This is a genomic window from Kocuria sp. CPCC 205258, from assembly GCF_040981005.1.
Classification (GTDB): domain Bacteria; phylum Actinomycetota; class Actinomycetes; order Actinomycetales; family Micrococcaceae; genus Kocuria; species Kocuria rosea.
On record NZ_JAVKPS010000003.1, the window covers coordinates 42846 to 66211 of the forward strand.

Genomic DNA, 23366 nt, shown 5'->3' on the forward strand with positions numbered 1-23366 from the left:
CATGCTCTGTACGGGGCATGTCGACTGCTTGCACGCAGGACCTCGCGGCGGCGCACGACATTGGCTGCGCCACCTACTGCCTATTGCTCGTAGTCGAAGAAGCCCTTGCCGGTCTTGCGGCCGAGCTCGCCGCGGGCCACCATGTCCCGCATCAGCTGCGGGGGAGCGAAGCGCTCGCCGAGCTGCGACTCGAGGTACTCGGCGATGCCCAGGCGCACGTCCAGGCCCACGATGTCCGTCAGGGCCAGGGGGCCGACCGGGAACCTGTAGCCCAGGACCATGGCGTTGTCGATGTCGGCGGGAGAGGCCACGCCCTCCTCGACCATGCGGATGGCCTCGAGCGCGATCGCCACGCCCAGCCGCGAGGAGGCGAAGCCGGGGGCGTCGTTGACGACCACCGGGGTCTTGCCGAGGCCCTCGACCCACTGCACCGAGAGCCGCCTGAGCTCCTCGCCGGTGTGCTTCGAGTTCACGACCTCCACGAGCTTCGAGGCCGGCACGGGGTTGAAGAAGTGCAGCCCGCAGAACCGCTCGGGGCGTCCCAGCTGCTCGGCCAGCCCGTTCACGGACAGCGAGGAGGTGTTGGTCGCCAGCCACGCGGTCGGGCCCAGGTGGCGCTCGACCTCCTGCAGGGCCGCGACCTTCAGGTCCCACGCCTCGGGGACGGCCTCGACGACGAGCTCGCAGTCCGTGAAGTCGGCGTGGTCGAGGGAGACGGTCAGCTTCCCGGCCCACTCGTCCAGGTTGCCGTCCACGCCCCCGCGCTCCAGGGACTTGGCGAGGTCCCGCTCGATCCGCTCGCGGGCGGCCTCCGCGGCCTGCCCGTCCCGCTCCACCACGGTCACCCTCGACCCGGCGAGCAGGAAGGCGTGGGCGATGCCCGCGCCCATGCGGCCTCCGCCCAGGACACCCACGACGGCCGGGACCGAAGCGGGAGTGGTGGAGGCCTGCTGGGGTTCCATGACGGGGGCGTTCCCGGCTGTGCTGCGGTGCTTGGTGGTCACTTCTGCTCCTGGTGCTGGTCCTGCGGCGTCTGCGCCGGAAGGTTTGGGTGTGGACCCTGATTCGGCTCGGGCTTCTGGGTTTTCTTGCGGTCCAGGAAGGACTGCATCCGGTCGAACTTCGCCTGCGACTCAAAGAGCACGGCCTGGGCCAGCTCGTCGATGTGCGGATGGGCAGACGGCGGGGCGGCAAAGACCCGCTTGGAGATCCGCACGGCCAGGGGGTCCTGGGCGCCGATCCGGTCGGCCAGCGCATGCGCCGCGTCCAACAGCTCCTCGGGTTCCACCAGTTCGGTGACCAGGCCGACCCGTAAGCAGTCCTGGCCCGTGAGCACTGCGCCCGTCAGGAGGAGCTGTTTGGCGACCGGCTCGCCCACCAGCTCCTTGAGCCGCCAGGTCGCCCCTGCCGCGGCCATGATTCCCAGTCCGGTTTCAGGATTGCCCATGCGCAGGGTCGGGGTGCCGAGGCGGAAGTCGGCGGCGTAGGCCAACTCCGCGCCGCCGCCCAGGGCGTAGCCGTCGAGAGCGGCGATCACCGGCATGGGCAGCTTGTGGATCCGGTCGAAGATCCGGGAGTTGATCCCGGCCAGGGCGTCGTCGCGGCGACGTTCCCGCAGCTGCGCGATGTCGGCGCCGGAGGCGAAGACTCCCCGGCCGTTCACCTCGGTGCCGGAGAGGATCAGGATCTTCGGGTGCCGCTCGAGGTGGCCGCACACGGTGTGCAGCTCCTCGACCATGGTCGCGTCGATGGCGTTGCGCACGGCGGGGCGGTCCAGGACCACGTGCAGGCGGTCCTCGCGCTCCTCGAGCCGCAGGGCGGTGAACTCCGCGCCGAGGATCTCGCTGGGCCCGACCATCAGAGCTTCTCCATGAGCATCGCGGTGCCCTGGCCCACACCCACGCACATGGTGGCCAGGCCGCGGTCGGCGCCCTCGCGCTCCATCCGGCCCAGCAGGGTCACCACCAGTCGCGAACCGGAAGATCCGAGCGGATGACCCAAGGCGATGGCCCCGCCGTCGTTGTTCACGGTGCCAGGATCGAGTCCCAGCTCGCGCATACAAGCCAGGGACTGGCTGGCGAAGGCCTCGTTGAGTTCCACAGCGCCCAGATCGTCGACTGTGATGCCAGCGCGCTCAAGCACCTTGCGGGTCGCCGGGACCGGGCCGATGCCCATGACTTCTTGGGACACGCCGGCGGAAGCTCCATCGACGATGCGCGCCCGGGCGACCAGGCCGTATTCCTCCACGGCCCGCTCGGAGGCGACGATGATCGCGGAGGCGCCGTCGTTGAGGGTCGAGGCGTTGCCAGCGGTGACCACGCTGCCACCCTTGACGACCGGGCGCAGACCGGCGAGCACATCCGGGCTCGTACCAGGACGCGGACCCTCGTCGGTGTCCACGACCGTCTCCGCGCCCTTGCGGCCGGTGATCGTGACCGGGACGATCTCGTCGGCGAAGCGGCCCGCGTCGATCGCGGCGATTGCACGCTCGTGAGAGCGCACCGCGAAGGCGTCACAATCCTCACGGGAAGTGCCGAAGACCCGGGCCACCTCCTCGGCGGTCTCGGGCATCGAGTAGGTGGCCTTGCCCTCGCGCGAGAGCTCCCCGGAAAGGAAGGTGGGGTTGGGGAAACGCCAGCCGATGGAGGTGTCGAAGACGTCGCCGGGCTTGGCGTAGGCCTTGGCGGGCTTCTCCATCACCCAGGGGGCGCGGGACATGGACTCCACCCCGCCGGCGACGACGATGTCGGCGGCGCCGGCCTTGATCATGTGGGAAGCCATGATGATCGCCGAGAGCCCGGAGGCGCAGAGCCGGTTGACGGTGATGCCGGGGACGGTGTCGGGGAAACCGGCCAGCAGCCAGGCCATGCGGGCGACGTTGCGGTTCTCCTCGCCGGCGCCGTTGGCGTTGCCGAGGATCACCTCGTCCACGTCGTGCGGGTCGATCCCGGCGTCGGCCACCGCGTGCCTGACCACGAGGGCGGCGAGGTCGTCGGGGCGCACGCTCGCCAGCGCGCCGCCGTAGCGGCCCACCGGGGTGCGGGCCCCGCCGATGAGAAATGCTTCGGGCATGGAAAAAACTCCTTCGTTCTGCTGAGAGCTGGTCATACAGAGGTGCGGCACTGGAATCAGCGGAAGGCGGAGATCCCGGTGATGTCGCGGCCCACGAGCAGGGCCTGGATGGAGTCGGTGCCCTCGTAGGTGGAGACGACCTCCATGTCGGTCAGGTGCCGGGCGATGTGGTTCTCCAGCAGCAGCCCGTTGCCGGCCAGCAGCTCCCGGGCCTCGTTGCAGATCCACTTGCCTTTCTGGGAGGTGGACATCTTCACCATCGAGGCCATGGCGTTGGTCAGCTCGCCCCGGTCGGCGAGTTCCGCCATGCGGTTGCACAGCAGCTGCATGGTGGTGAGCTCGCTGAGCATGTTGGCCAGCCGGGCCTGGACGAGCTGGTAGCCGGCGATCGGGTTGCCGAACTGCACCCGGGTGGCGGCGTAGTCGGCGGCGATCTCGAAGGCGGCCATGGCGTGGCCGACGGCCTCCCACGAGGCACCGCCGCGGGTGGCCTGCAGGACGCGGGAGACGTCGGCGAAGGAGCGGCACTCGACCAGCCGGTTCTCCGCGGGGATGCGCATGTCCTCGATGACGATGTCGGCCTGTTGGATCGCGCGCTTGCCGACCTTGCCGGTGATCACCGTCGGGGCGTAGCCGGCCGGGTGGTTGCCCTCGGTGTCCTTCTCCACGACGAACGCGTTGACCTTGCCGTCTTCGACGTTGCGGGCGAACAGGACGACGACGTCGGCGGCGTGGCCGTTGCCGATCCAGCGCTTGTGCCCGTCGATCACCCACTCCTCGCCCTCGCGGCGGGCGCTGGTCTCCAGGGCCACGGAGTCCGAGCCGTGCTCGGGCTCGGTCAGCGCGAACGCCCCGGTCTTCTCCAGCCGGGCCAGCGCCGGCAACCATCGATCCTTCTGCTCTTCGCTGCCCAGGATGTTGAGGGCGCCCATGCACAGGTTGGCGTGCACGCCCAGAAAGGTGTTGATGCTGCCGTCCACCCGGGCCATCTCGCGGGCCACCATGCCGGCGGCCTTGCGGCTCATTCCCGGGCATCCGTAGCCCTGGATGGTGGTGCCGATGACGCCCAGCTGGGCCAAACCGGGCAGCAGCTCCCAGGGGAACTCGGCCCGTTCCCAGTAGTCGTTGATGATCGGCTGCACCTGGCCCTCGGCGAAGGCGCGGACCTTGTCCCGGATCGCGATCTCCTCGGGGGTGAGCTCGTCGTCGAGCCGGAAGTAGTCGGAGGACGCTCCGGGCGCCCGGGGAGTGGACGTGGCTGAGGGGGTTACAGAGGTGGTGGTCATGATGGGTCCTTTCAGCAGCGGTTCAAGATCTCCGGAGCGCATCGGCCGGGAGCGAGACAGCGGGAGTGCGCACCCAGGACAGGATGGCCTCGCGGTCACCGTCGAGGGTCGGCGGTGCCAGGTCGTAGCCGGCAGGCGTGCGGGAGAAGGCGACCGGATGGCGAATCCCGGGCACCGCCTCCGTGCCGTGGCCGACAGTCACCACGGGTTCCAATCCGATCTGCTCGGCGAACTCGATGCCTCCGCGGACATCGTTGATGGGACCACAGGGGATGCGGGCGGCAGTGAGAATCTCGAACCACTCAACGGCGGTTTGATTCGCCAACAACTCCTGCAGGAGCGGGCGCAGCTGGGCACGGTTGCGACTACGTTCGGGGGCGGCGCTGAAACGCGGATCGTCGGCGAGGTGTCCGGCCTGCAGCGCGTTGCACAGCTTGCGGAACTGTCCGTCGTTGCCGATGGCTATGACGATGTCCCCGTCCTTGGTGGGAAAGGGCTCGTACGGGTAGAGGCTGGGGTGGTCATTGCCCATGCGCTGGGGCACGGTGCCGCTGAGCAGGTACCCACCGGTCTGGTTGACCATCCCTGACAGTGCCGAGGACATGAGGTTCAGCTCCACAAGCTGCCCCTTGCCGGAGTCGTTGCGATCATGCAGTGCGGCGAGAATGCCGATGCTGGCGTGGAGTCCCGTCATCACGTCGAACACGGCCACCCCGGAACGGAACGGGGATGTGTCCGGACCGCCGGTGACGCTCATCAAACCGGACATCGCCTGGACGAGCAGGTCATAACCAGGCAGCGAGGCACCTCCGGCAGTTCCGAATCCCGTGATCGAGGCGTAGATCACCTCCGGGTTGCCCACCGTCACGGCCGGATAGTCCAGGCCGTACTTGGTGAGACCGCCCGGCTTGAAGTTCTCCACCAACACGTCGGCGCGGCGAGCGATCTCCTGGGCCACCTGCAGGTCGTCAGGGTCGTTGAAATCCAGGGCGATCGAGCGCTTGTTCCGGTTGATCGAAAGGTAGTACGTGGATTCCCCGTCACGCACCGGTGGCATCCACGCCCGGGTGTCATCGCCGGCGGGGCCTTCCACTTTGATCACGGTGGCTCCCATGTCCGCCAACAACATGGTGCAGTACGGGCCAGCCAGCACCCGGGAAAAGTCGGCCACTACCAGGCCCGTCAGGGGACCGGTGCCTGTGGCATCCAAGAGATCGTCGGACAGGGTCTCGAACCGGGCGGACGCACCGTTCTTCGTCGCTGTCATCGTGCACCTCACATCGTTGGTTGGACTGAATTCCACCTTCCCACCCCGGATTACTGCAGGTCCAATACCAATATGCCGGAAAGTATTGCGGAGATTGCAATAATGGGTACATGGACTTCCAACAACTCCGCCTGTTCATCGCAGTGGCAGAAGAGCTGCATTTCGGTCGCGCCGCAGAGAAGCTGCACATGGCCCAGCCACCGGTGACTCGGGGCATCCAGCAGCTGGAGCGGGAACTGGGAACCAAGCTGTTCGACCGCAGCACGCGCAGCGTGCGGCTCACGGCGGCCGGTCAGGCGCTGGTCCAACCGGCCCGGGAAGTTCTCAGCGCTGTGCAACGTGCTCGAAGAGTGGCCCTGGCCGCCGGGCGAGGTGAAGTGGGACGGGTGACGCTCACTTACGCGGGTGCGTCCACCCATGTACTGGTCGGTGTGCTGGCTCGAGAGGTGCGCCGACACCATCCCGGAATCGAACTGGGCCTCTACAGCCAGAGCTTCGCCCTGCCCGCCCTGGGTCGAGTGCTGCGCATGGAGATGGACCTGGGACTGGGACGCTGGGACGTCATTCCTGCGGACATACGGACCCGTGTCGTCGCCGATGAACACCTGGTGATCGCCCTACCCGCCTCGCACCGCCTGGCCGACGCCGACGGCGTGCACATGGTTGAACTTGCCGGAGAACCCTTTGTGGCTCTGCCCCCGCACGAGGGAGCCGTGCTGGGGGACCGATTGCGGCGGCTCAGTCACGGAGCGGGCTTCGAGGCGGAGATCGTCCAGATCGCCCCGGACTCTTGGACAGCGATGGCACTCGTTGGTGCGGCGGTAGGCTGCTCGCTCACCTTGTCCTCCGTGGCGGAGAACGTCACGGATTCCCACGTACGCTTCGTGAGAGTTCTCGACGACACCCTGCCCGTCCAGCTGCGCCTGGCCTGGCGCGCCGACAACGACAATCCCGCCCTGACCGCGGTGCTGGCGCTCACCGAGAAGGTATGGCCCGCAGAACCCGCATAGACTCTGCCCAAATGGGCAGGCTCCTGGAAAGCTAGGAGCTTCGCGGCGTGCACACGGCGCACGCAGGCAGCCGGACGGAACCCCATGATGTGACCACGGTCAAAAATCGTCGTTGCTGTTGTGCAGGGACCCGTGTGGTGCCCCTGCACAACAGCAACGACGCAGAGCGGAACGCGGGGCTGCTCAGCCTTCGACGATCGCAGCGGGGTCACGGATGAGCTTCTGGTTGGCGAAGGCGATGAATCCGTCCTTGGCCAGTTCGCGTCCCATGCCGGAGCGCTTCACCCCGCCGAAGGGCAGGTCCGGTGCTGACCGAGAGACGCTGTTGAGCCACACCATGCCGGTCTCGATCCTCTCGGCCACCGAGCGGGCCCGGCCCTTGTCCTGACCGAAGACCGTGCCTGCCAGACCGAAGGGCGAATCGTTGGCAAGGCGCACTGCCTCGTCGTCATCAGTCGCAGAGTGGACCACGGCCACTGGTCCGAACAGCTCCTCGCGGTAGGCCCGCGCCGGCTCGACCACGTCCACGAGAACGGTCGGCGGGAAGTATGCGCTTTCGTCTCCCTCGGTGCGACCACCCGTGGTGACGCGGGCTCCGTGCCGCACGGCGTCGGCAACGAACGCGTCGAGCTCCTGAGCGGCCTGTGCCGAGACGAGCGGACCCAGCGCGCAGTCCTCGGTCATCGGATCGGAGGGTGTGTACTGGGCCATCTCCTGGGTGAACCGCTCGACGAACTCGTCGTAGATCCGCTCGTTGACGATGAACCTCTTGGAAGCCGTGCACGTCTGCCCACCGTTGATCAAGCGTCCGGCGGCAGCCACCTTGGCCGCCTCGGCGACATCGGCGTCGTCCAGGACCACGAACGGGTCAGCGCCGCCGAGCTCCAACACCGCGCGCTTCAGATGGCGTCCGGCCGCGGCGCCCACGGCCTCGCCAGCACGTTCAGACCCGGTGAGGGAGACGCCGGCCACCCGCGGATCGGCAATTGCCCGCTCTACTTGGGCAGATGAGATGAAAGTGTTCGTGTAGACCCCCTCCGGCACTCCCGAGGCACGCAGCACCTGCTCGATCATCAAAGCAGCATCCGGACAGTTGCGAGCATGCTTGACGAACACCGCGTTGCCCAGTCCCAGGTTCGGAGCCACGAAGCGAACCACTTGATAGTAGGGGTAGTTCCAGGGCATCACGCCCAGCAGGACACCGATCGGCTCGTTGCGAATCACCGCGCTGCCCTCTCCGCGGATCGGCAGCTCGGACTCGCCGAGGAACTCCTGGAGGTGCTCCGCGTAGTAATCGAAGATCGCCGCGACGATGTCGACCTCTTTGCGGGCCTGGGCAATGGGCTTGCCCATCTCCCGGGTCAGGACCGCAGCCAGCTCCTCACGCCGTTCGCGGTGGGCTCGGGCCACGGACGCCAGGACGGCGGCACGCTCCTCGGCGGACCGGGACGCCCAGGCCTTTTGAGCCTGCGCCGCCGTAGTGATGACGCCGTCGAGCTCCTCATCCGAAATCTCCTGGTACGTGGCCGTGACCGTTCCGTTGGCGGGATTCGTGGAGGTGTATACACCCAATGGAAAACTCCTTGTCGTGTCGTGCGAGGACTGCAAGCGGAAGGCTTGACTTCAGGCGTCGACCGACACCGGGGAGGTGAGGCCGGAGTACCCGGACTGGGCCTCCTGCGCCATCCTCTGCCGGTAGTTCGCCAGGCCCCCGAGGTAGAACAGCACACTGCGCTTCTTGCCCGGAACGTTGGCACCGAAAATCCAGGAGTCCACACGGCCGAACAGCGAGTCCTTGGCCAGCTCACGGCAGGTCTCGCTCCACTCCTGCTCGCTCTTTTCGGTCGGCTCCAGTCGCTCAATTCCCTCTCGTCGGGCGTGGTCGACGGCGCCGGCGATCCACTCCACCTGGACTTCGATGCTGGTGGGAAGGTTGGTGAACGGACCCTTGGGGCCCAGCACCATGAACCAGTTCGGGAAGCCAGGCGTGGTCACCCCGAGGTAGCTGGTCGGGTTCTCTGCCCAGTGCTCATTGATGCCCACGCCGTCACGGCCCGTCAGGTTCATGCGGCGGTAGTTGCCGTCCACGGCATCGAAGCCCGTGGCGAAGACGATTACGTCGAACTCACGCAGTGCACCGTCTGCGGTCAGAACGCCCTCAGGAGTGATCCGCTCGATCGGGGTCTCCTTGATGTTCACCGGCTCGACGTGGGGCAGATTGAACGTCTCGTAGAACCCGTTGTCGCACAGGGGACGCCGTGCGTGGAGCCCCTGCGGCATGATCTTTCGTGCCGTCTCAGGATCCTTGATCGTCTCAGCGATCTTGCGGCGGATGAAGTCACCGGCGAGCCGATTGGCCTCTTCGTTGGTGGCGAGATCCCCGAAGGTGCTGAACATGAACCGGAATCCGCCGCCCTGGTCCCAGGCCTGCTGGAAGATGCGCTCCCGCTCCTCTTCGGTCGAGTCGAAGATGGACCGTTCGACCTCGTCGATGCCGAAGGCCAGAGCCGACTTCTTGATCTCATCCCACATCTGCTCATAGCGCTGATGGGTGTCCTCGACCTCGCCTTCGCGCATCGGGCGCAGCCCCACCGGCACGGAGTACTGCGGGGTGCGGACGAAGACGCTCAGGGCCGCTACATTCGGCCCCAGGGCCGTGACCACCTGCTGGCCGGTCGAGCCGGTGCCGATCACGGCCACTCGCTTGCCGGTCACGTCGAGATCTTCCGGCCATGCGGCGGTGTGCACCAGCCGGCCCTGGAAGTCGTCGCGTCCAGGGATGTCGGGCATGTTGATGGCCGCCAGCAGTCCCACGGCGTTGATGACGTAGGTCGCACGGATCGTGGCACCGTCGTCAGTGGTCAGGACCCACTGGTTCGCATTTTCGTCGAACCTCTGGGCAGACACCCCCATGTTGAAGCGGAAGTGGCGGCGCAGGTCGAACCGATCGACGACTCCTTCCAGATAGGACAGGATCTCCGGCTGTGTCAGGTAGGTGTTCTTCCAGGTGGTGTCCTGGTACAGATCCTTGTCGAAGGAGTACTGGTAGACGTAGCTCTCGGAATCGGACAGCGCACCGGGGTAGCGGTTCCAGTACCACGTGCCGCCCGGTCCTCCCGCCCGGTCGAAGCCGACGGTCGTCAGGCCCAGTTCGTTGACGAGCTTGTGCATGGCGTAGATGCCGCCGAATCCGGCTCCGATGACGACGGCGTCAACAGTCTCGTGAGTACCCATGGAATCCTCCTGTGTGCTGTAACTTCGTGGTCTCCGGCATGTGTGACCCTGACCACTCCTGATTAAGGACTCTATGGAGTGATCCGGATCACTCTGTGTTCCGCTTTGGTACACCCGCCTGCAGGCGAGCGGACTCGCCCGGCTCGATGCCGCGGGATGTATGGGCGACTTGGACCGGACCGCGGTGCAGACAAAGGAGCCGTCGCGGCATCATGATTGACATAACGTCGAAAGGGGGGAGCTATGGGTGGCGGACGGTACGACGCTGAGGATCCCGTGCGCGCTGCGCTGCGGCGCCTGATCGATCAGGGGCTGATGTCCGACGTCGGCATCGACCACATCGTGCCCCCGGCGATCCAGAACAGCTGGCGTCGCTCGATCGCTTCGAAGGTCGATCCCTCAGGGCATCCCCGCATCGAGGACATCGGTTCCCAGGAGGACCTCATCCGTGAAGCTGCCGGCCGGGTGATGGACCGGTGGTACGGCTCCCTGACCAACACCCGGGCCACCCTCCTGCTGGGCAATGCCCAGGGCCACATCATCTGGCGACGGACCATCGATGCCCGCGATCGACGCACCCTCGACGGTGTGGGAGCGGTCGAAGGAAGCGATTTTTCTGAGAGCTCCTCGGGGACGAACGGCTTGGGAACTGCGATCGAGGGGCGCCAGCCAATTCTCATCCGCGGAAGTCAGCACTTCCTGGAGTCTCTACGCGACGTGGCCTGCGCGGCAGCCCCGGTCGTCCATCCGCTCACCGGCCGGATCACAGGGTCGGTTTCACTGACCTCTCCCGCGCAGGAGGCCAACGACTTCATGGTCGCGCTGGTGCGCCAAGCCAGTCAGGAGATCTCCGACGCCTTGCTCGAGGGCTCCGACAGTAGGGATGTGGCCCTGGCGCGGGCGTTTCGCAAAGCCCGGTCTGGCAGTCGCGGAGTGGTGGTCATGAACCGGGACACCGTGATGTCAGATTTGCCAGCGCTGTCGTATCTGGACGCGGAGCTGCAGGCCCAGATTTGGGACCAGCTCGTCAGTCGGCTCGGCGTCGGCGAACAGCGGAACTTCGATCTTCCAGAGGCCGGTCTAGCGGGAACTGTCAGGAATGTCGGGGCGTCCTCCGAGCCGGTGCTGGAACTGCGGCTGTCCACCACAACAGAAGACCCGCAGCCACGGCCGGCTCCATTCAGTGGGCCGCGAGCGGTAGCCGATCCGGACGTGGCGTCACCGCCACCCCCACGGGAGGCCGATCAGGCCGTCTCGGCATGGTGGTCCGCGATGAATCGTGCATCAGGAGGGGGAGGTCAGGAACTGTCGGTCCTCGTCCCGGCAGGGTCTGATGGGGAAAAGTGGATCCGCAGCTGGTCGAAGGCCTCCGGCAGGCCGGCGCGCGCTGTGGCCGCCTCCTTCGATGCCGATGAACGGGGGTCGGAGGACATGGCCGCGGACGGTGTACCCGTCTTTCCGACCTTGCGTCACCGCCGCTCCGCCCTGGCAGACCTGGCCCGAGAGGCCTACCGCGGAGAGTCCTCACCGCCACGCTTCACCGCTGAGGCGCTGAGCGCTCTGCTGTCGTGGCACTGGCCCGGTGACATGGCGGAACTGGCGAAAACGATCAACGGACTTCGGCGGACCGCGGAGAACCCGTGGACCGTGGACGTGAACGACTTGCCCCCACAATTCTTGGCAGCACCGCGGCGGCGGCTGAGCAGATGGGATCAGGCAGAGCGCGACTCTGTTCTCGCCGCGCTGGGAGAGGCAAAGGGAAACAAGTCAGAGGCCGCCGCGATGCTCGGCATCGGGCGGACCACCCTGTATCGGAAAATCCGATCCCTGTCGATCGATCAACGGCAGATAGACGCGGTGGCAGAAGTTCTGAGCCTTGCAGAAACTAGTTGATTTATCGTCGGACCCGAGGGGGCATGGTGAAAAAATATCCTCAACCCACGGTACAGGTCCTAGGTTTCCTAGCGAGCATCTCGGCCTCAAAAGGTTCGCTGTAAAAATTTCTACATATGAGTGGATTCATTTAGGGTTTGGCCAGGAGAGTAAGTGGCCTGCGACTCGCAGTATCTTAGGTTGCTGTTTGAATCCAAAGGTTTTTGACAGCACAGAGTGTTCGGTGAATGCTTGATAACACGCCGACTTTCCAGCTGGCTTTTTGCTACCCTTGCCATGGAGAGCATTGACCTGGCGCCTTAGACGCGCGTTCGATGAGCAGTTCGCGATCTGCTTGTTGTGCGGAAGGGATTGATTTCCGTCGCTTCGGACCCGAGGTTCTCTATGGCTGACTTCTTGTTAGCAGGTCGATGAAGGGTGTGCAAAATTTCATCGATGTCCTCGACGGTGAACCATAACGAGTTTTTGGGTCCGAGGTGGTGGGGGATTTCTCCCGCCTTGGCCTTCTGGCGCAGCGTGGACTCGGAAATAATTCGGACTGCGTCCGCAACTTCCTTGGGCCTGTAGCACCGAAATCTTTCGGGGACTTCGGGCATCACTGCAGACCTTTTCGCGAATGGAAGCCCGGCATGGAATCAGGTGAGCGGTGTGTATCTGGTCCGTAAGCGTTGAAGATCTCGGGCATGAGCATTCCTTGGGGCAATCGTTTCTGTCTCGATATTCCCTGGAGCGAGATGGGTTCGTGCCGGGAACGCTGTAGGTCAAGAATATGAGAGGGTTGCGCCGAGTGGAAGTCAATACCCCCTCGATGTGATGTAAGGGTACTTACTGTACTGTGTACCCGCGCCCGCACCATAAGATCCGCTCGTTGTCCGCAACCGCGGCGAGATGCTCCACACAAGTCTGTTCCCAGCGACACTGCAACCTGCACCTAGAAGAGGTGGTGAACCAAGCGATCGCCAGTAGGGGAGTGGGGTGCTGAACGGGACACGTTGAGGCTCGTCTTTGGCATCGCTGCCCGGGTTATATCAGTACTCAACGATCGACGTCTGGCGGGACGTGCTGAATCATGGAGACGAAAGCACTCCCGTACCCGACTTAAGGCACTCCGGTGGTTGACGCCCATGGCATCCGACGTCGTCGGACCGACTGACGTCGACCTTGACTGGCTGGGCGGAGAGCAGATGAGAGCTCCGGTCACGTTGACGCCGTCAACATAGCTGACTGTCCGGTCTGCCTAGGACTTCGGCGTACCCGCGACTTTTCGGGGATTGTGGTCGCACAAGATCCCGTCTGGCAGTTTTCAAGTCCCCCCTCGCGCACAGTGCGATGTCTCAGGACATCGGAAACACCCCGGACCTGTGGTCCGGGGTGTTTTTCTGTGTCCGGGGGTCGGGTGGAGATCCTCGAGCCGCTGACGGACACCGGCTACGGCTTCCACCAGTTCGGGATCCGCGACGGCGACGGCAACCTGTGGACCGTGGGCACCTACCCCGGCGCGTGAGCAGATGCGCGCCGGCGCCCCGACTCGCGCTCTCCCCTGAGCCGTCCCGGCCCGCTGCGACGGGGGCTCGGCGGTTCGAGGCGCCCTCCGTGTTTCAGGGAACGTCGGCGGCGGCCTCCAGGTCGGCGATGACGAGCTTGCGCATCGGCATCATCGCGGCCATCACCCGCTGCGCCCGCCCCGGATCCGGATCGGCCAGCAGCTCGACGAGCCTGCGGGGCACCACCTGCCAGGACAGCCCGTACTTGTCCTTGAGCCACCCGCACATGCTCTCCTGCCCGTCGTCGGCGGTGAGAGCCTCCCAGTACCGGTCCACCTCCGCCTGATCGGCGCAGTCGATCTGGAACGACACCGCTTCGCTGAAGCTGAACTCGGGCCCGCCGTTGAGCGCGGTGAACGGATGACCGTCGAGCTCGAACTCCACGGTCAGCACCATCTCCGCCGGCCGCGGCCCGGCCTCGCCGTAGTAGGTGATGTCGGTGATCCGGGAGTTGGGGAACACCGTCAGATAGAAGTTCGCTGCGTCCTGGGCTTCGGTGTCGAACCACAGGCAGGGCGTGAGAGTAGTCATGGTGGGATTGTCTGCTTCCGCGCCCGGTCCGGGGAAGGTGCAGGGAAGACATGACGACGCCTGGTGCAGAAGAACCTCGAGGGGCCCGAATGTCGACGCCTTCGGGGCCGGGGTGCCGTGGGCACGTGTGCTTCCCCGCCCTTCTGGCACTCCGTTGGCACTCCGTCACCCGGCGATCCCGTTCGCGACCGGGCGAGCGTTTCCTGGGTCTCCCGTCACAGCCCTTGGATTGCCGAGTCGGACGCGTCAGGACTCGTACTGCGCGAGGGGGTCGATCTTCACCGGTGGCTCGGAGAGGGCGAGCTGCCGCGCGATGGCCGGGATCTCGGGATCGGAGAGGAACCCCTGGTAGTCCTCGATGCCCCAGTCGAAGAAGATCCACACCCGGTCGGGGTCATCGGGATCACGGAACACGTAGGCGCCCTTGCATCCGTGCTCCTTCCTTTTCTCGACGCCGATGGTCGAGAAGGCCGCCATGAACTGATCGAACTCGGCGACCTTGGCGATGGTGGCGATCATTGCTCCTTCACCTTTTCTTTCGAACGAACCGTTGTCGGCGTGCTCGACAGAGAACGGACACAGACTCAGGCCCGCCCAGCAGGTGGGTCACATCTTCTCGCCGGGCAGCTTGCTGGCCTGCTCGATCCAGGTCCGCAGGTGACCCGCATCCAGCTCATCGATTTCGCGGATGTCGAGGTAGCGCACCTCCTCGTGCTTGGAGGCCTTGGGCGGCACCGGTTCCAGCGAAGCTCCCTTGAAGAACTGCACCTGCACGTAATTGGTGTAGCACCGGAACGACAGGAACCAGCCCTCGTCCTCAAACCCGTAGAACGGCTGGTTCCACTTCACGGCCTTGTGCACCGCAGGAACGGTGTGCACGATCAGGTCATCGAGGCGTTGCCCGACATTTCGTTTCCACCCCGGCATGGCCGCGATGTAGTCCTGCACCGGGCCATCACCTTCGCCCTTGGGGATCTGTGGGTTGCCCCCGGACAGCAACCTCGGTCCTGCGTCTTCCTCGTTGCGGTCAGTCATCGGATGACGCCCCCTGAAAGGTCCGTGGTAACGGCCGAGAATTTCCGTGCCTGCGTCGACGCGCCCCAGTGTAGTTCGGGCTCTCGCGTCGGTCACTGCGACGCCGTGCGTGATCGACACCGGTCAGCGCGCACAGCATGGGACCCGTACCGCTGGCAGCAACCTCCTCTTGTGGATCGGGTGCCGCGTCAGTGCCTTTCCCAGCCGGCGGGACCTTCACAGGCCCTCAGCGATGGCACGCAGGGCGTCGAGGTGGCCGGTGTAGGCCGAGCGCCCGGCGGGGGTGAGGGACAACCAGGTGCGGGGGCGCTTGCCGACGTGCCCCTTGCGGATCTTCACGTAGCCGGCGGCCTCGAGCTGGGTGGCCTGTTTGGAGAGCACCGAGTCGGAGACCTCCACGGTGTCACGCACGCGGGCGAACTCGGCCTCGTCGACCTGGGCCAGGGCGGCAACGATGCTCAGCCGCACCGGGGCGTGGATGAGCTCGTCCAGGCGGTGCCGGGCATGCTGGCCCGCGGTGGCGCTCACTCGGACCCCCAGCGGATCACAGCGGCGGCGACCAGGGCGGGAACGGCGGCGACGGTCGCCCCGGCGGCGACCATGGGCCAGGTGTTGGGTGCGGTCTGGGCGGAGAAGTTGAGCCACGGCAGCACCACGGTCAGCGTGAGCACGAAAGAGGCCACGATCCCGCCCCGCGACCAGGCCTTGGCCCGGCGCGGCACGGTGCGTGCCACCCGCTCGATCCACCACACCGTCACCAACCACGCGGCAGCGAGCACCGCGGTGCGCAGGGAGTGGCTGACCCAGTCGGCCGAGATGTTCTGCGCAGCCATGTAGAGAGCCGTGGCCACCCCGAACACCGCCGTTGCTGCGGCGTGCACCGCGCGGTCACGGGAGATGTCCAGAGTGCGCGCCTGGATGGTGGCCAGCTGCGCGCGGGCTTGTTCGGGGGTGAGGTGATGGTTCATGGGGTCCTACTCGGTCGGGTCGGGCGATGTCACCATCAAAACAAGGACTTTCTGAATTGGCAAGTACTTGTCCTCACGCAACCGGGGCCGGTCGAATCGTCACGTCACCCAGGGGATGCAAGACGTCTCGTCCCGGAAATGCGGCCCGCATGATTCCGCGGTTCGATCTGCTCTCATCTTCGTGCGTTGTCCGCACCCCAGGAATCGGATACTCGACGTTGGTCGCGAGACAGATGAGGTGGGCGTGGAGAAGCTGATCGACTACGCGCGAGTGTCGACGCGGCAGCAGGACGCGGACGGTCAAGTGTCCGACCTTCTGGGTGCCGGCGTGCGGAGCGATGACGTCTATGCGGACAGTGGAGTATCTGGGGGACCCTGTTTCGCATCCCCAGGGGGATCACCGACTCGGTGGCCAAACGCCGGGCCGCCGGCAAGGACCTGGGCGGGCGCCGGCAGACCTTCACCGACTCCCAGATCCGCAACGCCGTCCGGCTGATCGCGGGCGAGGAGCCGGCCACCCAGGTCGCCCGCGACCTGGGGATGTCGAGGGCCACGCTCTACCGCCGGATCCGGGAGCTACCGATGCCGACCACCATGTGAGCGAGCGGTCGTCAACGACTTGAATGCGGCGGAGGTCAGGTTGATGTGCACGGTGGGGCTCGCAGAATCTTATGGAACCTACAGGCTTTCTCAACGGCAACGACAGGTGCAGCAGAGATCCTGAGCACACGATGGTTCCGGGGGCTGGGGCCGTAAATCCTGGGCCCGTCCCGGAGATCGAGGCAATCATGAGTTGGACATCCAGAACGGAGGGGCCCGCCCTGGCGGGTGCCGTCGGCGGTGCCCGCAGGTCCTCGAGGTGGTGGGACGGCATCGACGCGGCCCGCGGGCTGGCGCTGCTCGGGCTGCTGGCGGTGTCTTTTATGCCCGCCGATGACCACGAGATCCAGGAACCGACCTGGTCGGGCCTGCTCCTGTCGGGGGCTCCGGTGGCACTGTTTGTCCTGCTGGCCGGGGTGGGACTCGCGTTCGACTCCGGGGGGCGATTCCCACACCGAGGCAGGTGGCTGGCCGCTGATCGGATGGGGCTGGCCGTGCAGGCGATCCTCCTGGCTGCGGTAGGCCTGGGGATCGGGGCACTGATGCCCGACGGCGCCCCGGCGGACAATATCTTGATCTACTACGCGGTTTTTCTGGTGCTGGCGATTCCGTTCCTGCACCTGTCGGCGACGGCGTTGTTCGTCTGCGCGGCACTCATGTGGATCGTGGGTCCGCTGCTGATGCAGGCCATGACCGAAGTCGTGCCCGCATATGCACCCTCCGCCCCCACCTCCCTCGACGGGGTGAGTGGGGTCGCGGGCGCGATCTCCCAGCTGCTGCTCACCAGCAGTCACCCGATCCTGTCGTACATGACCTGTCTGCTGATCGGGCTGGGCCTGGGACGGATGCGACTGCGCGACACGGGCGTCCAGGTCCGTGTGCTGGCGGTGGGAGCGGTACTGGTGATCTGCGCCCAGGCGGCCTCCATGGTGTCCTACGCCTTCAACGGGTACAACCGGTTCCTGACCGGCAACCGGACAAGCATGGAGGTGCGGGTGTGGGGCCCGGAGGTGTTGCCCACCGACTCGCCCTGGTGGCCGGCGATCATCCCCGCGCCCACTGACACCGCGTGGACGATCGCGGCCGGTCTGGGCGTGGGACTGCTGGTGCTGGGGAGCTTGCTGCTGGCCACCAGGAAAATCGGAGCGTGGTTGCTGCCGCTCTCGACGTTGGGCGCGATGGGTCTGACCTTGTACACCGCCCACCTGGTGGCGCTGTCCTTCCAGGCCCACTACGACCAGCCCTCCCTGGGGTACCTCCTGCACTTGGTAGTCGTAGCGCTGGCTGCCCGGACCTGGCACCGAGCAGCCCTGGGCCGGGGACCACTGGAACGGGTCATCAGCACCAGCGTGGAAACGACCCGCCGCGCTGTGCTGCACCGCGTCCACCACAGGTGAGCACCAGTCAGGGAAGACCTCCACTACGCCAGGCTTTACATAGGGCGGATTGTCGGACACCCCAGCTCTGGAATTTCTGGCCTCTGATGGTGGGCCCGTGTGATCGACCCGGCTCTGCCGGCGCGGTGATGCATGAGGTGGGACAGACGTGTCGGACAGTGATTGCGACAGGTACACCAATGGCACCGGCAACCCTGTGCGAGGGTTACCGGGGCCGTAGGCGTGCGACTCAGGCGGTGCGGGCGCGCCGTCGCAGCAGGAACGCGCCACTAGCGAGGGCTGCAGTCAGGGCCAGGCCACTGGTCACCGCGGCGGCGCCGTTGCTGTCGGTGGTTTCCACGGCCACGCCGGTGTCGGCGCCGCCGACGGGGACCTGCTCGATTTGCGGTGCCTCTTCCAGGCCGGTGCCATCGGGGCCGGCGATGATGCCGGTGTTCGGGGGCAGTGTGTCCCGGGCCAGCTCACGCTGCTCCACGATCTCGGCCACCGTCGCGGCGTCGTAGGCGTACGTGTCGCTCTCACACGCCACGCCGTCGGCGTCGGTGTCCAGAGCGGGGTGGTACGCCGGGCTGTCCTGGGGGATGTTGAACACCCCTGCGGCGAAGGCTGCATCACAGACGGGGAAGATGGGCCCGTAAACGTCGGCCGAGGCCGGGGCGGCACTGAGGGCTGAGAATCCGACGGCGGTGATGAGTGCGGCACTTGCTGCGCTTTTTCGCATCTGTTTGTCGCTTTCTGCAGAGTATTTGTCTTCGCAACGTATCCAGCCGGTCTTCTAGAGCCAACCCCGTCCACGACACAAACCTGATCTGCCCCAGTCTTGTTGACTTCCGGAGTTCAGCAGGCCGAGACGAAACCTAGGCATTGCGCGATAGCCGTCCCGTGCCCGTCCATGGCAATGGGGACCACGCCGTGGATCCCGCCCCGGAACAGCGTCTCCGGTCGCGCTTCGGTGCCCCCCGCCTTCCCGCCGGGATCTGCTGATGCTCCGTTTCACCGCCGGGACTGCGGCGTTGCACATGGGGTTCTCTCAACGACTCATCCCAGTCCAGGGTGTAGTCGAGGCCGTGAGCATGTCCGGCCGGTGTAGCGATGTGAGAGTAGCCCGCTCACCCGAGGCGACTGCGCGCCCCTCGTGACGGTGCCATACTCCGCGGGTTCCTGGCCTGTTTGACGACGGCGCCACAACCCACCAGCAAGACCAGCGCGTAGACCAGCAGCAGGACCCAAGACGCGACCGTGTTTCCATGGGCCAGCGCAGCCATCAGGCAGGCGGCTGCCACCGTGATGCCACCTGTCCACCGGGCACGGGCGGTCAGGAGCAGGACGCCGGCCAGCGCGGCGAGCAGGGATGCGATTCGCACCTCGTGTGCATCTTCGACGCGCAGGAGCTCTTCCTCATCGGTGCCCCAGCTCACCAATGGGGCCGCATGCACCAGACCGAGGTATAGGGCTACCGACGTGGCGAGACCGATCAGTCCCGCAAGGACAGCGAGCAGAATGCGGTACACGGGGACCTGGTCGGGCGGCTGGGGGCGGTGCGGGTCATGGGCTCATTGTCCTCAGTCGGACCCTGAACCGACAGCGAAGTTGTGGTTGGTCTCCGCAGGGCCAGCACCACAGCAATGTCCTCTTGTCGCATGAGCCGCCGGGAGCTGCCTTTGGGTGGACGACGCGGACCGGAAACGCCTCGCGAGCACGATGAGGGCGTTCCACCAGCGGAAATGGGGACATGATGAAAGTCGATCTTCTTCTTACTGGTCGGTACGGTTGGGGTATCACGCACGGTGCTCAGTCGGGGGGCTGGCCCACCCAGCGTGGACCGTGTCGGAGCGCTCAGCCGGGGGGCTGACCCGCTGCCGACCGGTCGAATGGCCGCCGTCCTGGCGGCAGAAGACCTGGGGCCTAGGGTCCCGTCGTCGGGGGGCGACTCTTCTGCTGCCGGGCCGGCGGCCCCACACCGCACCCCTGACCATCCCTCCGGCGCTGTGGCAGCACAACGACCAAGCGCAGGCAGCTGTCCTGGTCAAGGCGGTCCGCATGAACTATGGGCACCGTGCCGGGGCGCACGCCAGGTGGGCAAGTCCTGTGAGAGATCCGCTGTCCCGGGCGGCGGCCTTCGCAGCACTGCGCCCGGCCCTGGAGGTCCTGATGCACCAAGCCGGCGCCGATACCCGGCTGAGCCCGCAAGCCCGTAGTGTGCTGCGCGCGGTGGCCAGCACCCGTCCCGAACACACCCTGGCTTTGGCTGACCTCGCCGCCCGCGCCAGCACGGCCAAGGCTCGGGTTTCTGTCGCGTTGGCGGAGCTGGACGCCCATGGCTATCTCTCCCAGCTGGCATGCATCGCCCCGCACCTGAGTGCAGCACTGCCGCCATCAGCTACCTCCACCCGTGCAGGGACCCCACGGTCGAACCCGCCGACAGGGAAACTGCCTAGACTTACTCGCCCACATTCCGGCTTCCGCGCAGGAACTGGACCAGGCGGGGCCATTTGCAGGGAGGGTTACTCACTGCCTTCTTCAAGCTCGGCGGGCCAGGTGTATGCGTGACCGGGGACAGCGACGACGATGGTGTGCCGTACTCGGTGTTCGGCGAGCCGGTCGTGCAGCTCGGCCGCGGTGGTCAGGGTGGACTCGGGCAGAGGGCCGTCGGAGAGCTGGCCGAACTCATCCCGCGTCTCTGCCCAGAAGCTCAAGCGGCCGTCCTCGCCTCCGTATCCGATCTCCAGTGTGCGGATTCCTCCAGCACTACCCAACCGTGCGCCGGCGACGATGTCTGCAGCCGTGACCCTGTCCATGCCCATCGGGGCCTCGGCCAGCACAGTGGTGTCGCCCTGCCGGCCGATGAGCTGAACGTCCTCGGGTATCGCCTGGCGGGCGTCGAGGAACTCCTGGACCGAGGTCTCCGAAATCAGATCCACATCGCGGTAGCCGATCAAGGTGGCACTGCTATTGCCAACGGGTGCGGACGTCTCCAGGCGGTCCGTGGCTTCCCGGGCCGCGTTCGTCCACTGGTGGGCCAGCGGCAGGACCGACAGGGGTCCTTCTGCCGTCTCGAGGCGGTCGGGCCCGGTAGTGACCAAGACCTTCCAGGTGTCCGGGTCAACTGGGAACATGACCTCCTCGGGGCCCTCCTCGAGGCCCGCGCGGTGGCCCTCATGCATTGGCCAGTCGTGCTCGGCGATGATCCGGTGGGCCTGCGGGAGCAGCTCCAGTAGTCGGGACTGGTCCGTGGCGTCGTCCAGGCGCAGTTCCAGGGTCCCAGAGCGAGGCGGCCAGGCCCCGTGCAGGGATCGGTTGACCCAGTACGGTGTCTCCACCGTCAGCACCGCCCGGTCGACGCCGTCGAGTCGCCCCAGCTGCCGCTCCATGCTCTGAAGATTCCGCCACCAGGCATCGAAGGGAGTGCGCACACCCATCTGCGCGTACATGAACGTGGCGCCGGCCATGGCGAAAAGGAGGAACACCGCCACCAGGACGAGAACGGTGCGCCTTAGGGCACGGTGGCGCGCGGAGGCGTCGACGAGGGGTGGCACCTGCTCAACATAGGGCGCTCTCGGGCGTTCTGGCCGTCATAAGCGCCGTGGTCGGAACCATTGAAGCGCCGGTTGACGACGGGGTATGCCGAGTTGCAGCAGGGGTTCCCGTTTGTGCTGGGAGTCCGCCCGGCGAGTCGGGTGGCAAGGGGCCCTGAAGGCCGATGTTAGGCTTCGCGAACTCAACGGAAGTGATGTCATGCAGACCAATGTCCGAGTCGCAGTGATCGTCGTTCTCCTTCTCGCACTTGGCCTGTTCGCCATCACTGAATGGCTGCCCGCCCTCCTCTTCCTCCCCGCAGCAGGAGGCGCACTCCTGCTGAACGAGACCGGGATGTTCACACCTGGGCGGCCCCGTAACGACAGGGACCGCCCACGCTCCTAATCACCGCAGGTCCAGGGGCATCGGCACGTGCAGTCGGGGTGGATTGAGTGGCTCACCCGCCCCGACCGTGCACCGGTCTGGCGTTCCTTATCCAGCACACCGCACGAGGGGATGACCACGATGAGCGGCACCTCACCCACCCGTCAAGACATCCACGACGAGCTCGAACGGGTCCGGGCGGACTTCCACGCCCTCGTGGCAACAACGACTCCAGCGGATCTGCGCCGGTCCTCATCCGGCACCCGATGGACCAACGGACAGCTGCTGTTCCACATGTTCTTCGGCTACCTGATCGTCCGGCGCCTGATCCCGCTGGTGCGGCTGATGGGTCGTCTCCCCGAGGCGGTCAGTCGTACCTTCGCCCGGGTGCTGGAGGCCGGCACCCGGCCCTTCCACCTCATCAACTACCAGAGCGGCCTTGGAGCCGGGCGGGTGATCCACGGACCCCGACTGATCCGGTGGTTCGACCGCACCCTCGACGTCCTGCAGGACCAGCTGGAGACCGAGCCCGCGGCCGCACTGGGCCGCGGGATGCACATGCCCGTGTCTTGGGACCCGTACTTCCGGGACTGGATGAGCTTGGCCGAGATCTACCACTACGGCACCGAGCACTACGACCACCACCGACAGCAGTTGACCATCGATCGGCCTTCATGAAGAGGTCATGCCACGAGATCGGAATTGCGGGCGAGGTGGCTCAGTCGGCGTTCTGCGTTCTGGGCGGGGCGACACGTCAGGATCGACCAAGCTGATGTTGACGGGGTCATGAGCATGGGGTGAACGTGAAGTCCGTCCCTTCCGCTTTACATACGGCCGGCTACGGGCCATCACGCTATGGGAGCTCTGACGGCCATCTAAGACCGTCTTTCCTGTGGACATCATGATGCGTAGAGCGTGCACCGGATTCTGTTGAGCGATGCTGATGGGCACCTCGCGGTCACGGGGGTTGGAGGCGCGGTGGCCGGGGCAGATGTCATGGTCTTGTGAGGGATTCCGGACAGCGCCGGTGAGTTCACCGCCCTCCCGGGCTAGGTGCTTCCTCGGCGAGGGTCTTCAGGTTCAGCAGTTGTCGTCTGGCCATCACGAGGTCACCGACGGAGAGTGCCGGCGCGAGCAGAGGGTTGATGTCCGCGATGACTTTCAGGAGCAGCCGCGTGGTCTCGTGTTCTCCGGGCACCAGTAGGTAGGACATGTACGCCCCGAGGATCTTTCCGGTCAGGTGACGTCCGCGTACAACGGAGACGATGCGACCCATCTCGCGGCCTCCGGCAGTGGTGTACGCGTCGCCGACTCTTGGCTCAGGCAGGTGGAGGAGTCTGCGCGGTGAGCGACGCCCGAGGTTGTCGATCCAGTCGTAGGAGTACGGCGCGACCCTGACCTGTGTCAGCCATGGCCAGAGTGCTTCTGGCTCCGCCCGAACGGTGACGCCGCGCCACACCTGGAGTGCAGGTGTGGGAAGGAACGCGTCGCACGGGTAGCGCAGTGCGGTCTCACTGTCGGACACTCCCCAGCGGGACCCGATCATGACTCCTCCGCTGTTCCAGGGGTGGCCGACCTCACGCCTTCGAAGCGCTCCACCAACCGGAGGGTTCGCTGCCGAGCCCTCGC

At 66.1% G+C, this 23366-nt stretch carries 21 protein-coding genes and 1 pseudogene; 6 read left to right on the forward strand and 16 right to left on the reverse strand.

The annotated features are described in order from the left end of the window. Positions 1–80 precede the first annotated feature (80 nt). Genes RF644_RS06080 through RF644_RS06100 form a run of 5 tightly spaced genes read right to left on the reverse strand, consistent with a single transcriptional unit; the run spans position 81 to position 5625 of the window. Positions 81–962 (reverse strand): 3-hydroxyacyl-CoA dehydrogenase family protein, encoded by an 882-nt coding sequence (locus RF644_RS06080; RefSeq protein ID WP_368796164.1) that lies wholly within the window; start codon positions 960–962, stop codon positions 81–83. Between the two features lie 38 nt (positions 963–1000). After that, positions 1001–1858, reverse strand: coding sequence for an enoyl-CoA hydratase/isomerase family protein (locus RF644_RS06085; protein WP_368795840.1), 858 nt, complete (start codon positions 1856–1858; stop codon positions 1001–1003). Beyond that, positions 1858–3072, reverse strand: coding sequence for an acetyl-CoA C-acyltransferase (locus tag RF644_RS06090; protein ID WP_368795841.1), 1215 nt, complete (start codon positions 3070–3072; stop codon positions 1858–1860). Before RF644_RS06090 ends, RF644_RS06085 begins: the two co-directional genes overlap by 1 nt. Positions 3073–3128: 56 nt before the next feature. Further along, positions 3129–4358 carry an acyl-CoA dehydrogenase family protein gene (locus RF644_RS06095; RefSeq protein ID WP_368795842.1) on the reverse strand — a complete coding sequence of 410 codons (1230 nt, stop codon included), beginning with the start codon at positions 4356–4358 and terminating at the stop codon, positions 3129–3131. 22 nt (positions 4359–4380) lie between these two features. Beyond that, the gene (locus tag RF644_RS06100; RefSeq protein ID WP_368795843.1) at positions 4381–5625 is read right to left on the reverse strand and encodes a CaiB/BaiF CoA transferase family protein; all 1245 of its coding nucleotides are present in this window, start codon (positions 5623–5625) and stop codon (positions 4381–4383) included. Between the two features lie 110 nt (positions 5626–5735). On the opposite strand from RF644_RS06100, the gene RF644_RS06105 reads away from it, so the two are divergent. Continuing rightward, positions 5736–6635, forward strand: coding sequence for a LysR substrate-binding domain-containing protein (locus tag RF644_RS06105; protein WP_368795844.1), 900 nt, complete (start codon positions 5736–5738; stop codon positions 6633–6635). 183 nt (positions 6636–6818) lie between these two features. Here the strand turns inward: RF644_RS06105 and RF644_RS06110 are convergent, their stop codons facing one another. Together RF644_RS06110 and RF644_RS06115 are read right to left on the reverse strand one after the other, a co-directional pair. After that, positions 6819–8207: an aldehyde dehydrogenase family protein gene (locus tag RF644_RS06110; RefSeq protein ID WP_368795845.1), complete on the reverse strand. Its 1389-nt coding sequence runs from the start codon at positions 8205–8207 to the stop codon at positions 6819–6821. Positions 8208–8258: 51 nt separating this feature from the next. Further along, the gene (locus RF644_RS06115; protein ID WP_368795846.1) at positions 8259–9869 is read right to left on the reverse strand and encodes a flavin-containing monooxygenase; all 1611 of its coding nucleotides are present in this window, start codon (positions 9867–9869) and stop codon (positions 8259–8261) included. A 276-nt stretch (positions 9870–10145) separates the two neighbouring features. On the opposite strand from RF644_RS06115, the gene RF644_RS06120 reads away from it, so the two are divergent. Both RF644_RS06120 and RF644_RS06125 read left to right on the forward strand, forming a co-directional pair. Continuing rightward, positions 10146–11762 carry a helix-turn-helix domain-containing protein gene (locus tag RF644_RS06120; protein ID WP_368795847.1) on the forward strand — a complete coding sequence of 539 codons (1617 nt, stop codon included), beginning with the start codon at positions 10146–10148 and terminating at the stop codon, positions 11760–11762. A 1381-nt stretch (positions 11763–13143) separates the two neighbouring features. Beyond that, on the forward strand, positions 13144–13266 hold the full coding sequence (locus tag RF644_RS06125) for a hypothetical protein (RefSeq protein ID WP_280531841.1): 123 nt from the start codon (positions 13144–13146) through the stop codon (positions 13264–13266). Positions 13267–13360: 94 nt separating this feature from the next. On the opposite strand, the gene RF644_RS06130 is transcribed toward RF644_RS06125, so the two are convergent. The 5 genes from RF644_RS06130 to RF644_RS06150 form a co-directional block, all read right to left on the reverse strand. Next, on the reverse strand, positions 13361–13837 hold the full coding sequence (locus RF644_RS06130; protein WP_368795848.1) for a VOC family protein: 477 nt from the start codon (positions 13835–13837) through the stop codon (positions 13361–13363). Positions 13838–14083: 246 nt separating this feature from the next. Continuing rightward, the gene (locus tag RF644_RS06135) at positions 14084–14356 is read right to left on the reverse strand and encodes a putative quinol monooxygenase (protein ID WP_368795849.1); all 273 of its coding nucleotides are present in this window, start codon (positions 14354–14356) and stop codon (positions 14084–14086) included. Between the two features lie 87 nt (positions 14357–14443). Continuing rightward, positions 14444–14872, reverse strand: coding sequence for a DUF1801 domain-containing protein (locus RF644_RS06140; protein WP_368795850.1), 429 nt, complete (start codon positions 14870–14872; stop codon positions 14444–14446). Positions 14873–15088: 216 nt separating this feature from the next. After that, complete coding sequence (locus RF644_RS06145; protein ID WP_368795851.1) at positions 15089–15400, reverse strand: winged helix-turn-helix domain-containing protein; 312 nt, start codon at positions 15398–15400, stop codon at positions 15089–15091. After that, positions 15397–15840 carry a hypothetical protein gene (locus RF644_RS06150; RefSeq protein ID WP_368795852.1) on the reverse strand — a complete coding sequence of 148 codons (444 nt, stop codon included), beginning with the start codon at positions 15838–15840 and terminating at the stop codon, positions 15397–15399. The genes RF644_RS06145 and RF644_RS06150 overlap by 4 nt, the downstream gene beginning before the upstream one ends. A gap of 244 nt (positions 15841–16084) precedes the next feature. Between RF644_RS06150 and RF644_RS06155 the strand changes: the two are divergent. Together RF644_RS06155 and RF644_RS06160 are read left to right on the forward strand one after the other, a co-directional pair. Continuing rightward, positions 16085–16440: pseudogene (locus RF644_RS06155) on the forward strand (recombinase family protein). Positions 16441–16628: 188 nt separating this feature from the next. Beyond that, on the forward strand, positions 16629–17837 hold the full coding sequence (locus tag RF644_RS06160) for a heparan-alpha-glucosaminide N-acetyltransferase domain-containing protein (RefSeq protein ID WP_368795853.1): 1209 nt from the start codon (positions 16629–16631) through the stop codon (positions 17835–17837). 229 nt (positions 17838–18066) lie between these two features. Here RF644_RS06160 and RF644_RS06165 read toward each other — a convergent pair whose 3' ends face one another. The 3 genes from RF644_RS06165 to RF644_RS06175 form a co-directional block, all read right to left on the reverse strand. Next, positions 18067–18558 carry an excalibur calcium-binding domain-containing protein gene (locus RF644_RS06165; RefSeq protein ID WP_368795854.1) on the reverse strand — a complete coding sequence of 164 codons (492 nt, stop codon included), beginning with the start codon at positions 18556–18558 and terminating at the stop codon, positions 18067–18069. A 388-nt stretch (positions 18559–18946) separates the two neighbouring features. Further along, complete coding sequence (locus RF644_RS06170; RefSeq protein ID WP_368795855.1) at positions 18947–19348, reverse strand: hypothetical protein; 402 nt, start codon at positions 19346–19348, stop codon at positions 18947–18949. A 993-nt stretch (positions 19349–20341) separates the two neighbouring features. Beyond that, positions 20342–21373 (reverse strand): hypothetical protein, encoded by a 1032-nt coding sequence (locus RF644_RS06175; protein ID WP_368795856.1) that lies wholly within the window; start codon positions 21371–21373, stop codon positions 20342–20344. A 505-nt stretch (positions 21374–21878) separates the two neighbouring features. Here RF644_RS06175 and RF644_RS06180 point away from each other — a divergent pair. Beyond that, entirely contained in the window at positions 21879–22415 is a 537-nt protein-coding gene (locus RF644_RS06180; RefSeq protein WP_368795857.1) for a DinB family protein, read from the forward strand. Between the two features lie 355 nt (positions 22416–22770). On the opposite strand, the gene RF644_RS06185 is transcribed toward RF644_RS06180, so the two are convergent. Beyond that, positions 22771–23283, reverse strand: coding sequence for a hypothetical protein (locus RF644_RS06185; RefSeq protein WP_368795858.1), 513 nt, complete (start codon positions 23281–23283; stop codon positions 22771–22773). Positions 23284–23366 lie beyond the last annotated feature (83 nt).

Coding starts and splice junctions, on each gene's coding strand:
- RF644_RS06135 (WP_368795849.1), bottom strand. CDS start 14,356: ATGATCGCCACCATCGCCAAGGTCGCCGAGTTCGATCAGTTCATGGCG.
- RF644_RS06100 (WP_368795843.1), bottom strand. CDS start 5,625: ATGACAGCGACGAAGAACGGTGCGTCCGCCCGGTTCGAGACCCTGTCC.
- RF644_RS06165 (WP_368795854.1), bottom strand. CDS start 18,558: ATGCGAAAAAGCGCAGCAAGTGCCGCACTCATCACCGCCGTCGGATTC.
- RF644_RS06140 (WP_368795850.1), bottom strand. CDS start 14,872: ATGACTGACCGCAACGAGGAAGACGCAGGACCGAGGTTGCTGTCCGGG.
- RF644_RS06150 (WP_368795852.1), bottom strand. CDS start 15,840: ATGAACCATCACCTCACCCCCGAACAAGCCCGCGCGCAGCTGGCCACC.
- RF644_RS06105 (WP_368795844.1), top strand. CDS start 5,736: ATGGACTTCCAACAACTCCGCCTGTTCATCGCAGTGGCAGAAGAGCTG.
- RF644_RS06080 (WP_368796164.1), bottom strand. CDS start 962: ATGGAACCCCAGCAGGCCTCCACCACTCCCGCTTCGGTCCCGGCCGTC.
- RF644_RS06185 (WP_368795858.1), bottom strand. CDS start 23,283: ATGATCGGGTCCCGCTGGGGAGTGTCCGACAGTGAGACCGCACTGCGC.
- RF644_RS06095 (WP_368795842.1), bottom strand. CDS start 4,358: ATGACCACCACCTCTGTAACCCCCTCAGCCACGTCCACTCCCCGGGCG.
- RF644_RS06115 (WP_368795846.1), bottom strand. CDS start 9,869: ATGGGTACTCACGAGACTGTTGACGCCGTCGTCATCGGAGCCGGATTC.
- RF644_RS06130 (WP_368795848.1), bottom strand. CDS start 13,837: ATGACTACTCTCACGCCCTGCCTGTGGTTCGACACCGAAGCCCAGGAC.
- RF644_RS06085 (WP_368795840.1), bottom strand. CDS start 1,858: ATGGTCGGGCCCAGCGAGATCCTCGGCGCGGAGTTCACCGCCCTGCGG.
- RF644_RS06160 (WP_368795853.1), top strand. CDS start 16,629: ATGAGTTGGACATCCAGAACGGAGGGGCCCGCCCTGGCGGGTGCCGTC.
- RF644_RS06090 (WP_368795841.1), bottom strand. CDS start 3,072: ATGCCCGAAGCATTTCTCATCGGCGGGGCCCGCACCCCGGTGGGCCGC.
- RF644_RS06180 (WP_368795857.1), top strand. CDS start 21,879: ATGAGCGGCACCTCACCCACCCGTCAAGACATCCACGACGAGCTCGAA.